The sequence below is a fragment of the Olsenella profusa genome, assembly GCF_016900315.1.
GTDB lineage: Bacteria > Actinomycetota > Coriobacteriia > Coriobacteriales > Atopobiaceae > Thermophilibacter > Thermophilibacter profusus_A.
This window is the reverse complement of sequence record NZ_JACSNQ010000020.1, coordinates 1-14,882: the sequence shown is the minus strand read 5'-3', so window position 1 is coordinate 14,882 and position 14,882 is coordinate 1. Positions and strand designations below refer to the sequence as shown.

The window sequence follows — 14,882 nt, the reverse complement described above, 5'->3', positions numbered from 1 at the left end:
CTCCCTAGGATAGCCGATGGCCCGGACGGAATTGCGGGGCGCGCGGGCCCCGCGAGCTGGTGCTTTGACAGACGTACAGGTCAGAGGGGCGAGAAAATCCACGGGTCCTCCGTGGGGCGGGGCGGACGAGGGCGGCAGGCGGGCGCGGTACGCGGCCAGGACGGCGGAGCCAGGGCGCGCGGGCGGGCGCCGGCACGCGGCCGGGGCCGAGCGCCCCGTAGGCCCCGGCCGGGCCCGTCCCGAGCCCGTCCGTCAGGAGCGCGCGGCGCGGCGCGCCAGGGCCGCGAGGGCCCGCCCGCCAATCACGAGCTGGCACGCCAGCAGCACGGCGGCGCCCGCCCAGAGCCCCAGGTAGCCGGCCGCACCAAGCAGCTGGCCGCCCACGGCGGAGCCCACGCCGCCGCCCGCGAAGACCCCCAGGCCGATGAGCCCGGTGCAGAGCCCCGTCTGCGCGGGGTCGGCGTCCATGGAGAGCGAGACGAGCGTCGGCTGCACGAGGATGTAGCCAAACCCCAGTGCCGCCGCGGCCAGGAGCGCCGGCTGCCAGGCACCCGTCAGCGTCACCGCCACAAGCGCCGCGATGGCAACGAGCCCCGAGGCCTCCCCCACGTAGATGACGGCGCGCGGCCCGCGCGCGGCGCCGATCCGCCCGGAGACCGCGCCGCCCACCAGGCACAGGACGCCGTAGAGCATCATGATGAGCCCGGCCTGCGTGGACGTGAGCCCGCAGCGCTCGGAGAGGAACGTCCCCATGAAGCCGTAGACGCCCAGGAACACGATGCCGGTGGTGCAGGCCACGAGGAAGATCGCACGGTGGCTGCCAAGGAAGACGCGAGCGGCGCGGACGAAGAAGTTGGGCTGCGCGGCCGGGGCGTCCGAGGCCGTGGCGGCAACGGCGGTCGAGGAGGACGTTGCGGCAACGGCGGCGGCCACGGCCCCCTCGTTCTTCTCGCCGGCGGAGGGTTCTGGCTCGCTGAGGCGCCAGAGCAGGACGAACGCGATGACGGCCAGCACGCCGAAGCAGGCAAAGGCCGCCCGCCAGCTCATGAGGTCGCAGATGATGCCGCCGAGGCCCGAGGAGAGGCCCTGCCCGGTGAAGGTGATGCCCATGAGCACGCCCACCGCGGCGCCGCGGCGCTCGGGCCCCACCACGTCGCCGACGAAGGCCTGCGAGACCGCAATGATGCCCGCCGCAAAGCAGCCCGTCACCACGCGCGCGGCGATGAGCAGCTCGAGCGTCGGCGCCACCGCGCAGAGGAACGTCCCCACCGCGAGCCCGGCCACGATCACGTGGAGCACGCGCAGGCGGCCGAAGCGGTCGCCGAGGGTCCCGCAGACCGGCTGGAGCAGGCCATACGGCACCAGGTAGGCCGTAAGCACGATGGCCGTGGCCGACGCCACGACCCCAAAGGCGTTGGCGATGGCCGGCAGCGCCGGCGAGACGAACCAGTTGTCGGCCGCCGAGACCAGGCCGCAGAAGCCGAGGGTGTAGACGACGCGCCTCTGCGCGGGAGTGAGGTCCATGTGGCCGCCTTTCGTACACGGAGCAGATACGCAAATCTGAACCATTGTAGTACGGCGGCAGACGTGGGCCCCGGCGCGGGGTGGGCCGCCGGGGCGAGGGGCCCCGGCACAGAGAGGCGCCCCCGGCCTGTCGAAGAGGCCCGGGGGCGCAGCGTAGCCCGTGCGGCGAGAAGAGCCTGCGGCAGGTCCTTCTCGCCATGTGAGGCGTGTCAGGCCCGCCTACGCCACCTTGGCCTCGTAGCCGGCGTCGGCCACGGCGGCGACCAGCGCGTCGTCGGCAACGCCGTCGGCGACGTCGCAGGTGGCGGTGCCGTCCTCCAGCGAGACGGCCACGTTGGACACGCCTTCCACGCCCTCGAGCGCCTTCGTCACGTGCTTGACGCAGTTCTGGCACATCATGCCGGTCACGTTGAGCTTCTTGGTCATAGTCTCGTCCTCTCTCTTGGTTGCGGACGTCGGGGCCTCGGGCGAGGCCTCGGCGGTTGTCGGCGCCCCGGCGGGGGCGGCGGGTGCCGTGACCTCCGCGGGGACCTCGACGTTCTCTACTGACACGACCAGCTCGCTGGCCGGGGCAGCCTTGTCGGCGGTGCGCGCGCTCGGCTTCCAGGTGCGCAGGCGCAGCGCGTTGCTCGCCACGAAGACCGAGCTGAAGCCCATGGCCGCGGCGCCGATCATCGGGTTCAGCGTCACGCCCCACGGCGAGAGCACGCCGGCGGCCACGGGGATGCAGATGGCGTTGTAGAAGAGCGCCCAGAACAGGTTCTGCTTGATGTTGCGCATGGTGGCGCGGGAGAGCTCCATCGCGGTGGCCACGTCGGCCGGGTCGGAGTGCATGAGCACCACGTCGGCCGAGGAGATGGCCACGTCGGTGCCAGCCCCGATGGCGATGCCCACGTCCGCGCGGGCGAGCGCCGGCGCGTCGTTGATGCCGTCGCCGACCATGGCCACCTTGTGGCCCGCCGCCTGGAGCTCGCGGACCTTCTCCTCCTTCTGGGCGGGCAGCACGCCGGCGATGACCTCGTCGACGCCCACCTGGCGCGCCACCGCGGCGGCCGTGACCTCCTGGTCGCCGGTGAGAAGGACCGTGCGCGCGCCCATCCGGCGGAGGCGCGCGACGGCCGCGGCGCTCGTGGGCTTGACGGGGTCGGCCACGGCAACCATGCCGAGCACCCGCCCGCCCAGCGAGAAGAACAACGCGGTCTTGCCCTCGGCCGCCAGCGCTTCGGCGGCGTCGGCAAGCTCGCCGAGCGCCACGCCGCGGGCGGCCATGAGGCGGGCGTTTCCGGCGAGCGCGGGGGCGCCGTCCACCGTGGCGGAGAGGCCGCCGCCCGGAACCTGGGAGAAGTCCGCGACCTGGGGCGCGGCGGCCGCCAGGCTCTTCTCGCCAGACGCGCGACGCTCTTCCGCATAGCTGCAGACGGCCGAGGCCAGCGGGTGCTCGCTCTTGCGCTCCAGCGCCTCGGCAACGCGCACGAGCTCCCCCTCGGTGACGCCCGGGGCCAGGCGCACATCGGTCACGCGCGGCGTGCCAGCCGTGACGGTGCCGGTCTTGTCCAGGACCACGGCGTCCACGGAGCACGCGGTCTCGAGCGCCTCGGCGGACTTGATGAGGATGCCGTTCGCCGCGCCGCGGCCGGTGCCCACCATGATGGCCGTGGGCGTGGCCAGCCCGAGCGCGCACGGGCAGGAGATCACGAGGATGGAGATGGCGTGCGTGAGCGCGGTGGCAAAGTCCCCGGAGACGGCCAGCCACACCACGAGCGTCACCGCCGCGATGGCTATGACCACCGGCACGAAGACGCCGGCGATCCTGTCCGCCATGCGCTCGATGGGGGCCTTGGAGCTGGTGGCCTCGTCGACGAGGCGGATGATGCCCGCGAGCGTGGTGTCGTCGCCGACCGCGCGGGCCTCCATGGCAAACCAGCCGGCGGTGGAGACGGTGGCGCCGGTCACGCGGTCGCCCACGCCCAACTCCCGCGGAACGCTCTCCCCCGTGATGGCCGACTCGTCCACCGCGGCCGAGCCCTCCAGCACCACGCCGTCAACGGGCACGGACTCGCCGGCGCGCACGATCACGCGCTCGCCCACGGCGACCTCCTCGGTGGGGACGCTCACCTCACGGCCGTCCCGCACGACGGTGGCCGTCTTGGGGGCGAGGTCCATGAGCGCGGTGATGGCGTCGGTGGTGCGGCCCTTGGCACGGGCCTCGAAGTACTTGCCCAGCGTAATGAGGGTGAGGATCATGCCAGCCGAGTCAAAGTAGAGGCTGTGCGCGGCGGCGTGGGCCGTCGCGAGGTCCCCCGCGCCCATGCCCAGCGCCACGCGGTAGAGCTGGACCACGCTCCAGACGGCGGAGGCGGCGGAGCCCAGCGCGATGAGCGAGTCCATGTTGGGCGCGCGGTGGGCGAGCGTCTTGAAGCCGGTGATGAAGTAGTGGCGGTTGACGAAGAGGATGGGCGCGCAGAGCAGGAGCTGCGTGAGCCCGGCCGCCATCATGCCCGCCTCGCCCGTGAGCGGGGCCGGCTGCGGCCAACCGAACATGGGGCCCATGGCCACATAGAAGAGCGGGACCGAGAAGACCGCAGAGATTACGAGCTGGTGGAGCTTCTCGGTGACGGCGCGCTCCGCGGCGGCGCCGGGGCGCTCGGTCGCGGGGGCGGCCGCCCGGCCGGAGCCGGACGCGGACGCGCGGCGGTGCGCGCCGTAGCCGGCGTGGTCGATGGCGGCGCAGACCGCGGCGGCCGTCTCGGGCGTGCCATCGTAGTCAAGCTCCATCGAGTTCTTGAGCAGGTTGACGTTGGCGTCCGTGACGCCCGCCACGCCGGCAGCCGCCTTCTGCACGTGCGTGGCGCAGGCGGCGCACGTCATGCCCTCTATGTCAAAGGTCTCCTTCATCGAAGGCTCCTCTCTGCCCGGTCGCCCCAGGGGCGTCCCGTCTGGGGACGGGACGCCGGGACGTCGCCGCTACATGAACTTCTTGAAGAGGTCCATGACCTCGCCCACGACCTCGGTATCTCCGTCCTGGATGCGCTCGACCACGCAGGTCTCCAGGTGGTCGCGCATGACCTCGCGCGAGATGGCCTTCACGGCGGACTCCACGGCGGCCAGCTGCGTGAGCACGTCGCCGCAGTAGCGGTCCTCCTCCACCATCTGCCGGATGCCGTTCAGCTGGCCCACCGCCCGGTTGATGCGACGGGCGACGTCGGCCTTGAGCTCGGGCGAGCGCGGCGTGTGCTTGTGGGCCGCGCAGCGGCAGTTCTTCTCGGCGGTCTCGGCCATGGTCCCTTCCTTTCTGCCTGTCCGGATACCCCCTAGGGGTTTCCGTTGCTGACGAGACTATACCCCTGAGGGGTACCTGTCAAACAGAGGGATCCAATCTGGCGAGAAGAACCTGCAAGCGGATGGCAAGACCTACCTGCGGCGGGCCAGCAGCACCCCGCCCGCGGCCACGGCAGCGCTGACCACGAGCGCGGCGGCGTTGCCCGCGGAGGGCTCCAGCACGAGGAGCAGCGCGGCGAGCACCGTGCACGCGCCGCAGGCGCTCATGCAGAGCGCCCCGAACCTGCCTAGGTACGTGCCCTCAGACCCAAGGTCCTTCTCGCCGACCATGCCGCACCTCCCTGCCGCGCCTTACCTTGCCCTCACACTACGCCGCCCCCGTAAGCCCCGGGTAAGCCTCGTGACAGCACTTGCCCCGCACAGCCCCGCCCTCGTCCCGCGCGTCCGCAGCTGCCCGCGGCAACCGTAGCGGCAGCCAACATCCAGCCGCCCACCCCCCGCCCGCTGCCGCTCGCGAAATCATCCTGCAACCATCACGGCTCCCCCACGTCCGCACCTGCGGCGAAAGCCTCGCGAGAGGTTCCCGCAAGGCATCGGAAAGTGCCACTGTCTTAGCATCAAATCAAATAATTGCCAGCTCAAAAACGTTATTTCCAGTCACATTAAAACCACCCGACGCTCATCTTGGGTAGAATGGGGAAACGATGGTTCAGGACGCGGCGCCATGCCGCTGACCTACCGACAGGCGGTCCGCCTCATCAGGGAGAACGGCGGCAGGTTCACCGGTCACGGCAGAGAGCACGACGAGTTCACGATGCCGTGGGGAACCAAGGTGATGGTTCCCCGGCACCGCGGGGACTTCTCCCCCGGCGTCGAGGACTCGATCAGAAAGCGCGCGACCGGACGGCAGCGCAGCTAGGAGGCATCATGGGCAGATACTTCTACGAGGCTCTTCTCGTCCCGCGCGGCAGGCGGTGGGAGACAAGCGTCCCCGAGCTCGGCCTCGTGACCGAGGGGGACAGCATGGAGGAGGCAGCCTACCGGGCGCAGGACGCGATTGCGCTCAACGTGTCCGGGCGGCTCGCCGACGGGGAGGACGTGCCGGAGGTGGGGTCCTTTGGCCACACGTGCCCCGAGGGCGGCATGACGCTCGGCATCCTGACCGTCGCCGAGCCGGGCCGCATCTTTGACGAGACGATGTCCGTCCAGGAGGCGGCGGACGTGCTCGGTGTCTCCCGCTCACGCATTCACGCGCTGCTGGCCGCGGGGGCGCTCGGCAGCGTGAAGGTCGGCAACGCGCGCATGGTGTCAGCCTCCGACGTCATGCGGCGCTTCAACACGCCGCACGCGCCCGGCCGCCCCCGCGGGGGAGCCGCCCAGGCATAGCCGGGAGAGACGGCGAGAAGAACCCGCAGCCGGCAGCGCAGTGCCCTTCCCGCCCGCCGCGCCGTCGCAAGCGCTAAGCTCTTCTCGGCAGGCCGGCCGTGCCGGCACCCGACGAAAGGACCCCCATGAACGACTTCACGTTCTGCTCCCCCACCAAGTTCGTCTTCGGCCGCGGCGTCTGCGACCGCACCGGCGCCGAGCTCGCCGCGATGGGCTACCGCAACGCGCTCGTGGTCTACGGCCAGGGCTCGGTGGTGCGCACCGGCACGCTCGCGCGCGTGCTGGCCTCGCTCGAGGCGGCCGGCATCGCGCACACGGAGCTCTCCGGCGTGCGCCCCAACCCCGAGGTGGGCCTCGTGCGCGAGGGCGTGGCCACCGCGCGTGCAGCCGGCGTGGACCTGGTGCTGGGCGTGGGCGGCGGCTCAGTCATCGACACGGCCAAGGCGATCTCGCTCGGCGTCCCCTACGAAGGCGACGTCTGGGACCTCTTCTCCGGCGCCGCCAAGCCCGTCGCCGAGGGCCGTCCGGCCGTGGCAAGCGTGCTCACCATCCCGGCCGCCGGCTCCGAGTCCAGTGCGTCTGCCGTCATCACCAACGACGAGCTCCAGCTCAAGCGCGGCCTCTCCACCGAGCTCCACCGCCCCGTCCTCGCGATCATGGACCCCGAGCTCACCTTCTCGCTGCCCGCGTACCAGACCGCGGCCGGCGTCACGGACATGATCGCCCACGTCATGGAGCGCTACTTCTCCGCCGCCGGCCCCGTGCCCGTGACGGACAACATCGCCTGCGGGCTCGTCCGCGCGCTCATCGAGGAGGCCCCGCGCGCCCTGGCCGACCCCACCGACTACGACGCCCGCGCCAACATCATGTGGGCCGGCACCCTCGCCCACAACGACCTCGCCGGCATTGGGCGCAGCGCCAACCCCGCCGGGCGCGCCGGCGGCTGGGAGAGCCACGGCCTGGAGCACGAGCTCTCCGCGCACGACGCCCGCATCACGCACGGCGCCGGCCTCGCGGTGATCTTCCCCGCGTGGCTGCGCTACGTCTGGCAGTCGGCTCCGGAGCGCATCCTCTCCTTCGGGCGCGACGTCTTTGGCATCGAGCCGGTGGACCCGCAGGCAGACGGCGTTGACGTGACGCCCGAGGAGGCCACCCGCGACGCCGCGGAGGCCACGATCGACGCGCTGCAGGACTTCTTCGTCTCCCTGGGTATGCCGCGCACCCTGGGCGAGCTCGGCGTGACGGCCGAGCAGATCCCGGACCTGCTCGCCACGCTCAGGCAGAACAAGGGCGCGGAGTTCGGCGAGCTCAGGCGCCTCACGATGGACGACGCCCGGGCCATCTACGAGTCCGCCCTGTAAGGGTCCGGGCTGGCGAGAAGAACCTGCCGCCGGGCAGGCGGAGACAGCACGGGGTCGTGCCGAGGTCGGCACGACCCCGTTTTCCTGTGCCCCGGCCGCCCTCCGCCCGCACGCGCCGCCGCGGGCGCGCCCGGAACGCCGCGCCTTCGCCGCCACGCCGCCCGCCGGCTGCGCGGAGGCCGCCTGCCGATACGTTCTCAAACCTCCACGGCCCCACAGCACCCGTTAGCTGCCCCGTCAGGCTCCCGTAAGGCTGCCTGCAGACAGACGTGCGAGACCCCCTGCTACGCTCCCTCCCCCACCATGGCCGCGATCAGAAGGGAGACGTACATGGCATGCACAAGACCTCGCGGGACGCGAGGGCACAGGGGGTCGGCAAGGACCCCGAACACGGCGCCGAGAGGTGCGCGGGGGCGCGTGCGAGCGCTGCTCGTGGCGCTCGCGCTGGCGCTCTCGCAGGTGCTCGGGGTGCTGGGGGCGGCGCCCCAGGCACCGGCCGAGGCGGCGGACCTCGGCACGATGACGATCACGGGCGTGACCGACATCCAGGACTGGCCCGACATCACGGCGACCTTCCGCAACTTCCAGAGCTTCACCGTCTCCGGTGGCGGCACCTCGGACGGCGTGGGATGGTGCGCCGCGAAGACGCTCTCCACGCCGTCGGTGGGCACGACCTTCACCGGAGGCCGCCCGCTGAACGACCCCCGCGTCGACTACGTGCTCTACCACGGCTACTCAAGCGACGCGACCGAGGGATACGGGCTCACGCCGGGCAAGTTCTACGTGGCCACGCAGTATGCCCTCTGGCTCGTGCTGCCTGACGTGGGAGGCTCGCACGCCGAGGTGGAGGACGAGCTCACGCGCACCTACGCCGACGTGGCGCGCGTGGTCCGCCAGCTGGTCAGCGAGGCGGACGCCTACGCCGCGGCCGGCGGTGGCGGAGCCTGCGCGGGATGCGCCGTGTTCTGGCCGAGCCCCAACGGCGCCACGCAGTCAATGCTAACCCGCACCAACCCCGCCGGCTCCATCGCCCTCCAGAAGGCGAGCGCCAGCCCGGAGGTGACGGACGGCAACGACCTCTACAGCCTGGCCGGCGCCGTCTACGGCGTCTACTCGGACGAGGGCTGCCAGACCCAGGTGGCCACGATGACCACCGACGAGAGTGGCTCCGCCTCGGCGGGCGGCCTTCCCGTCGGCACCTACTACGTGCGCGAGGTCACGCCCTCGCCGGGCTTCTCGCTCGACCCGACTGTCTACCCGGTGTCCGTGGGCAGCGGGGCCACAACGCGCGTCTCCGCCGCGGAGACGCCGCAGAGCGACGTGGGGATGGCCGTGCGGAAGCTTGACGCCGTGAGCGGCGCGGCGGCCCAGGGAGACGCCACGCTGGAGGGGGCCGAGTTCACGGTCAGCTACTACGCGGGCCTCTTCGGGTCCGTGGCCGAGCTGCCCGAGACGCCTGTGCGCACCTGGGTGCTCCGAACGGACGCCGAGGGCAGGACCTCGCTCGCGCTTGCGCAGTCCGATCCCGCGACCTACCTCGTCTCGGGGGACGACCTCTACCTGACCTCCGACGGGCGCGCCACCGTGCCGCTCGGCACGCTGACCGTCCAGGAGACCAAGGCGCCCAACGGCTACCTGCTGCCCGAGGACGCACCCGTGAGCCTCGTACAGGTCACCGGCTCCGGAACCGGCGAGCTCGTCACCGTGCTGGCGGAGTCCGCACAGGAGGACGCGGTCGTCTCCGGCGGCGTCAGCGTTCCCAAGATCGACCACGAGCTCGCGGAGGGCGTCGCCCAGGGCGACGCCACGCTTGCCGGCGCCGTCATCTCCATCGTCAACGAGTCCAGGTCCGCGGTGGTGGTGGGCGGCGTGAGCTACGAGCCCGGCCAGGAGGTCATGACCATCGTCACGGGCACGGACGGCACCGCCGCGACGGGAGCCCACGACCTCCCCTACGGGACCTACCGGCTCAGCGAGAAGAGCGCTCCCAACGGCTACCTGCTGAACGAGGAGTGGTCCGTCACCGTCTCCGTGCAGCAGGACGGCGTCGTGGTGGAGGCCGCGGAGCTGCCCGAGGACGTGGCGCGCGGGGCCGGGGCCGTCGTGAAGGTGGACGGCGAGCTCTCCGAGGCCACCGCCCAGGGCGACGCCACGCTCGCCGGCGCCGTCCTCGACATCTACAACCGGAGCGACTCCGCCGTGCTCGTGGACGGCGTGCTCTACCAGCCCGGTGACGTCGTGGCCACCATCGAGACCGAAGGCGACGGCTCCGCGGTCACCGCGGCACGCGCGCTCCCCTTTGGCACCTACGAGGCGCGCGAGCGGGAGGCGTCGGAGGGCTACCTCGTCAACGAGGGGTGGTCCCAGACCTTTGAGATTCGCGAGGACGGCCAGGTGGTGACCCTTGAGAGCCTCCCCGAGCCCATCGTGCGCGGCGGGGTCTCCGTCCGCAAGGTCGACGCGGACTGGGACGCCTCCCTTCCCCAGGGCGACGCCACGCTCGCCGGCGCCGAGTTTGAAATCGTGAACCGCTCGGCGGCGGCCGTGCTCGTGGACGGCGAGTCTCACCAGCCCGGCGAGGTCGTCGCCACCATCAGGACCGGCGAGGACGGCACGGCGGCAACGGCGGCGAATGCCCTGCCCTACGGCACCTACGAGGTCCGCGAGAGCGTGGCACCCGAGGGCTACCAGGCCAACGACGAGTGGTCCCGCACCGTCCAGATACGGGCGGACGGACAGGTGAGCGACCTTACCGGACCGGCCGACGCCACGGCGGATGAGGTCGTGCGCGGGGGCGTCAGCGTCCGCAAGACCGACCGCGAGCTCCAGGTCCAGGAGGGCCACGGCGGGAGCGAAAGCGCGTCCAGGCCGCTTGGCGGGGCGACGCTCGCCGGTGCGCAGTTCGAGGTGGTCAACGAGTCCAAGGGCGCCGTGGTCGTGGACGGGGCCACCTACGAGACGGGCGAGGTCGTCTGCACCCTCGTGACCGACGAGGAGGGCCGCGCCGCCACGGCGGGAGACGCCCTGCCCTACGGCACCTACACCGTCACCGAGGCCCTCGCCCCCATGGGGTACCTGCCGAACGATGACTGGTCCCGCACCTTCGAGGTGCGCGAGGAGGGCGTGGTAGTGGACCTCTCCCGTGACGAGGACGCGGTCGCCGACCAGGTCGTCCGCGGGGACATCTCCCTCGTCAAGGCGGAGGAGGGCACGCAGAGCCGCATGGCACACGTCCCCTTCCGCCTGACCAGCCAGACCACCGGCGAGTGGCACCTCGTCATGACCGACGAGAACGGCATGCTCAACACGGAGGCCTCCTGGAACTCGCACGAAAGCGCGACCAACGCCAACGATGCCGCCCTTCGTGAGGACGGGACCGTGGACGACGCCCTGCTCGACAGCGCGGCAGGCGTGTGGTTCAGCGGCCGCACGGACGCCACGACCGTCCCTGACGACGAGCTTGGCGCGCTCCCCTTCGACACCTACCTGCTCGAGGAACTTCCCTGTGCCGCCAACGAGGGGCACCGGCTCGTCTCCACGCGCGTAAGCGTTTCCCGCCACGCCGTGAACCTCGACCTGGGGACGATGGACGACGAGGTCGTCGAGGAGGAGACGCCCGAGATCAGGACCACCCTGCTCTCCGACGTCACCGCCTCCCACAACGCGCCCGGCTACGACCGCTCGACGGTCACGGACACGGCGGCGCTGAGCGGCCTTGTGGTCGGGAGGACCTACACCGTGCGCGGCACCCTGCGCGTGGTTGACGTGGACGAGGGCGGGGCGCCCGTCCCCGGCGAGAAGATCGCCGAGGCGGAGATCACCTTCGAGGCCACCGACCAGCAGATGGAGGTCCAGCTGACCTTCGAGGTGGACGGCTCTGAGCTCGCCGGCCGCACCGTCAACGCGGCGGAGACGCTGCTCGAGGGCGACGCCGTGGTGGCCACGCACGACGACGCCGGGGACGAGGACCAGTCCGTCTCCCTGCCCGCCGTTACCACGCTCGCCGCCAACGCGGCAACCGGGACCAGTACGAGCCCCGAGGCCACCGGACAGACGCTTGTTGACACCGTGGGCCTCTCGGGCCTCGTCCCTGGCGAGAGGTACCTGCTCAGGGGCACCGTCCATGCCAAGGACGTCTCCGAAGACGGCGCCGTCACCGACGGGGGCACCCTCGCCGGGGCGGACGGCGGCGAGGCCACGGCCGAGGTTGAGTTCGTGGCCGACCAGGCGAGCATGAGCGTCGAGGTGGAGATCCCCTACGACGCAAGCGGGCTCGCCGGGCGAGACACCGTTGCCTTCGAGGAGCTCTACGACAAGAACGGCATCCTGCTTGCCGCGCACGCGGACGTCGAGGACGCCTACCAGACCCTTCACGTGCCATCGGTCTCCACGCAGGCCATGGCCGAGTCCACCGGGACCCAGGAGCTTCCCGCAGAGAGTGAGCAGGTCGTCACCGACACGGTCCACGTGGGCAACCTCTCCGTCGGGGAGACCTACGAGCTAGTCGCCACACTCCACGCCAAGGGGCGAGACGAGAACGGTGAGGTCACCGACCTCGGCGAGCTGACGGGTGCCGACGGGTCCGCGATAACCGCGACGAAGACGTTTGTGGCCGAGGCGGCGGAGATGGACGTCGAGCTCTCGCTCACCGTTGACGCGGACGTGCTCGCCGGGCGGGAGGTCGTCTTCTTCGAGGAGCTTCGCCAGGCGGGCGTGACCCTCGCGCTTCACGCCGACATCAACGACGCGGCGCAGACGCTCAGGGTCCCCGCTCCCGAGGAGCCCGAGCAGGACGTCTCCGAGCCCGCCTCGGGCATGCCGAACACGGGCGAGCCGGCCAGCATCGCCGCAACGATCTGCGCGGCCGGCGTAGGCCTTGCCGGCGTGGGCGGGCTCACCGGTCTGCTTCGCAGGCGCCACCAGAGACTCGACGGCTAGGCCGCACGCGGGGCAGAGGCATGCGCCAGGAGGGGCCCGAGAGTTTTCCGGGCCCCTCCGCCCCTCTCGCCGCGCGCGAAGGACCGGAGTCGCTCGCGGGCCGCTCGCGCCTCCCCGGACGCCTAGCCCCTCTCGCTGCCCAGGTCCTTCTCGCCGGGCGTATCTGTGCATACGCTGTTTTATTCGTAAGGGGGGCCACGTGTGGGGATAATTGATGGGCACTGACGCCAAGACGAAGGAGCTCCATGGAGTCCGCGTTCTACGAGTTCATCAACCAGTTCGGCTACCTGGCCGTGGCCGGGCTCATCCTCTTTGAGAACGTCTTCCCGCCCATCCCCAGCGAGGTCATCCTGCCGCTCTCGGGCTTCTTCACCACCACGACGGACATGACGCTGCCGCTCACCGTCATCGCGGCCACTGTCGGGTCCGTGGTCGGGGCGTTCATCCTCTACGGCGTGGGACGCCTGCTCTCGCGCGAGCGCCTCACCCGCTTCTTCGGCACGCGCCCGATGCGCCTGCTGGGCTTCAAGCCCGAGGACGTGGAGAGCGCGGTGGGCTGGTTCGACCGCAAGGGCCAGGTCACGGTCCTCATCTGCCGCTGCGTGCCGGTGGTGCGCAGCCTCATCTCAATCCCCGCAGGGACCGCCAAGATGAACCCCGTGCGCTTCACCCTCTACACGCTCGTGGGCTCCGCCGTCTGGAACACCGTGCTCGTCTCGCTTGGCGCGGCGGCCGGCAGCGCGTGGGCCACCGTCTCCGCGCAGGCCGAGTGGGTCTCCGACGTGGTCAAGTACGTCATCATCGCCATCGTCGTGGTAGTCATCGCCTTCTGGGTAGTCAAGCGCATCATCCCCGCCGTCAAGGAGCAGCGCGCAGAGCGGTGACAGAGGGACGGAGGAAGTGTCACCGCTCCGTCCCCCTGTCACAGTGCGTTCGGTAGTGAGCGACTATCGCACCCGCCACGCTACGCGGAGAGACGCCTCCTGTAGCCTCGAACCGTCAGGACCTCGCAGCCGACCAGCACGGCAGCCAGCACGACGGCCACACCGATCGCAACCATCTGCCAGCCGGCCAGCCCGACGTCGGCCGCATCATCCTCGTAGGCCCAGCTTGACACCACCGTGTACATGATGTTCTTGCTGGCGTGACGCATGTACTGGACTGTGGACGCATCCGTCACGTCAGCCGGCACGTTGGGGCCGCCGCCGTAGGTGGAGAGCATCGCGTCCACGCCGTTGGCAAGTGCCGCGTCGGCGTTCATGAAGCCGTGGCCGTTGTTGCGGAAGAAGTCGGTGAGCGCCATGCCGCGGAAGCCCCACTCGCCGCGCAGGATGTCGTTCATGAGCTCGGAGCTCTCGCCAGACCACTTGGTCCCGAGGAAGTTCCAGGAGACCATGACGGCTTTGGCACCGGCCTCCTTGACCGGGATCTCGAAGGCGCGCAGGTAGATCTCGCGCGCGGCCTGCTCGTCGGCCCACACGCACACCATCTTGGCGTTTCCGTCGTAGAGTGCGAAGTACTTGACGTAGGCATAGACGCCCTTGGACTTGGCGCCCTCGACCGCCCGGGCGGCGATCAGGCCGGACAGCGTGCCGTCCTCGGAGTAGAACTCGTAGTTGCGCGCGCCAAAGGCGGAGCGGTGGATATTCACGCCGGGGGCATACCAGCCCTCGACGCCCATCTCGCGGCACATCTGGCCCATGATCTCGCCGTACTCGTACTGAAGGTCGGGGCTCCAGGTGGAGGCGATGACCACCGGAATCGGCAGGCCGATGGACCCTTCGCCGGTGAAGTTCTGGTTGATGGCCGTGGGGCCATCCGCGTCGATTGTCTGGACCTTGCCCACGGACTCCACGGCAGGCGTCTGGTAGCCGAACATCGAGATGAGGTTGACCATCTCGTCGACGGACATCTGGTCAAGCAGCTGGTCCCAGCGCGGGTCGTCATAGTCCGCGTCGCGAAGGTCGGCCAGCGTGAGGCCGTTGTCGGCGCCCGTCGTGGGCATCACGGCGTCGGGGTCAAGATAGGTCGTGTAGTCAAAGTTGCTGTTGAGGTGATACTCGGCGCGCTGCCCGTCAGACATCTCGGTGTTCGCGGCAGGCGCGCACGCCTCCGCGTAGTTGGCGAAGCCGCCGGCGCGCGAGAGGTGCGTCACGTCGCCCGCGATGTCGGAGAGCCGACTCGTGGCCGCAGCCTCGTCGCTCTCGCGAGGGTTGGACTCGTCGAAGACCTCGCGCTCATCAAGCGAGAAGGACCTGCTGTCGAGCACGTCATCCATCGCATCTACCTCACCAAGTGCGACCGGATGACAGGGGGACGGAGGAAGTGTCACCGCTCGTGGGGTGACAGGGGTGGGGGTGACAGGGGGACGGAGCGGAGACACTTCCTCCGTCC

General features: G+C 70.9%; 10 protein-coding genes. 5 read left to right on the top strand and 5 right to left on the bottom strand.

Annotated elements, in window-relative coordinates; genetic code table 11:
- Positions 1 to 252 precede the first annotated feature (252 nt).
- The 4 genes from H9X80_RS07950 to H9X80_RS07935 form a co-directional block, all read right to left on the bottom strand.
- Positions 253 to 1,524: an MFS transporter gene (locus tag H9X80_RS07950; protein ID WP_204793807.1), complete on the bottom strand. Its 1,272-nt coding sequence runs from the start codon at positions 1,522 to 1,524 to the stop codon at positions 253 to 255.
- 219 nt (positions 1,525 to 1,743) lie between these two features.
- On the bottom strand, positions 1,744 to 4,419 hold the full coding sequence (locus H9X80_RS07945; protein ID WP_204793806.1) for a heavy metal translocating P-type ATPase: 2,676 nt from the start codon (positions 4,417 to 4,419) through the stop codon (positions 1,744 to 1,746).
- 69 nt (positions 4,420 to 4,488) lie between these two features.
- On the bottom strand, positions 4,489 to 4,803 hold the full coding sequence (locus tag H9X80_RS07940) for a metal-sensing transcriptional repressor (protein ID WP_204793805.1): 315 nt from the start codon (positions 4,801 to 4,803) through the stop codon (positions 4,489 to 4,491).
- 132 nt (positions 4,804 to 4,935) lie between these two features.
- Positions 4,936 to 5,133: a hypothetical protein gene (locus tag H9X80_RS07935; RefSeq protein WP_204793804.1), complete on the bottom strand. Its 198-nt coding sequence runs from the start codon at positions 5,131 to 5,133 to the stop codon at positions 4,936 to 4,938.
- Positions 5,134 to 5,527: 394 nt separating this feature from the next.
- On the opposite strand from H9X80_RS07935, the gene H9X80_RS07930 reads away from it, so the two are divergent.
- From H9X80_RS07930 to H9X80_RS07910, 5 genes are all read left to right on the top strand, one after another.
- Positions 5,528 to 5,722: a hypothetical protein gene (locus H9X80_RS07930; RefSeq protein WP_204793803.1), complete on the top strand. Its 195-nt coding sequence runs from the start codon at positions 5,528 to 5,530 to the stop codon at positions 5,720 to 5,722.
- Positions 5,723 to 5,730: 8 nt separating this feature from the next.
- Complete coding sequence (locus tag H9X80_RS07925; RefSeq protein ID WP_204793802.1) at positions 5,731 to 6,189, top strand: type II toxin-antitoxin system HicB family antitoxin; 459 nt, start codon at positions 5,731 to 5,733, stop codon at positions 6,187 to 6,189.
- 125 nt (positions 6,190 to 6,314) lie between these two features.
- Positions 6,315 to 7,550, top strand: a complete 1,236-nt coding sequence (locus H9X80_RS07920) for an iron-containing alcohol dehydrogenase (RefSeq protein ID WP_204793801.1) — start codon at positions 6,315 to 6,317, stop codon at positions 7,548 to 7,550.
- A 417-nt stretch (positions 7,551 to 7,967) separates the two neighbouring features.
- Positions 7,968 to 12,488: a SpaA isopeptide-forming pilin-related protein gene (locus tag H9X80_RS07915; RefSeq protein ID WP_204793800.1), complete on the top strand. Its 4,521-nt coding sequence runs from the start codon at positions 7,968 to 7,970 to the stop codon at positions 12,486 to 12,488.
- 245 nt (positions 12,489 to 12,733) lie between these two features.
- A complete protein-coding gene (locus tag H9X80_RS07910) occupies positions 12,734 to 13,372 on the top strand; it encodes a DedA family protein (RefSeq protein WP_204793799.1) in 639 nt (212 codons plus the stop codon).
- 80 nt (positions 13,373 to 13,452) lie between these two features.
- Here H9X80_RS07910 and H9X80_RS07905 read toward each other — a convergent pair whose 3' ends face one another.
- Complete coding sequence (locus H9X80_RS07905; protein WP_204793798.1) at positions 13,453 to 14,766, bottom strand: glycoside hydrolase family 3 N-terminal domain-containing protein; 1,314 nt, start codon at positions 14,764 to 14,766, stop codon at positions 13,453 to 13,455.
- Between the last annotated feature and the right edge of the window lie 116 nt (positions 14,767 to 14,882).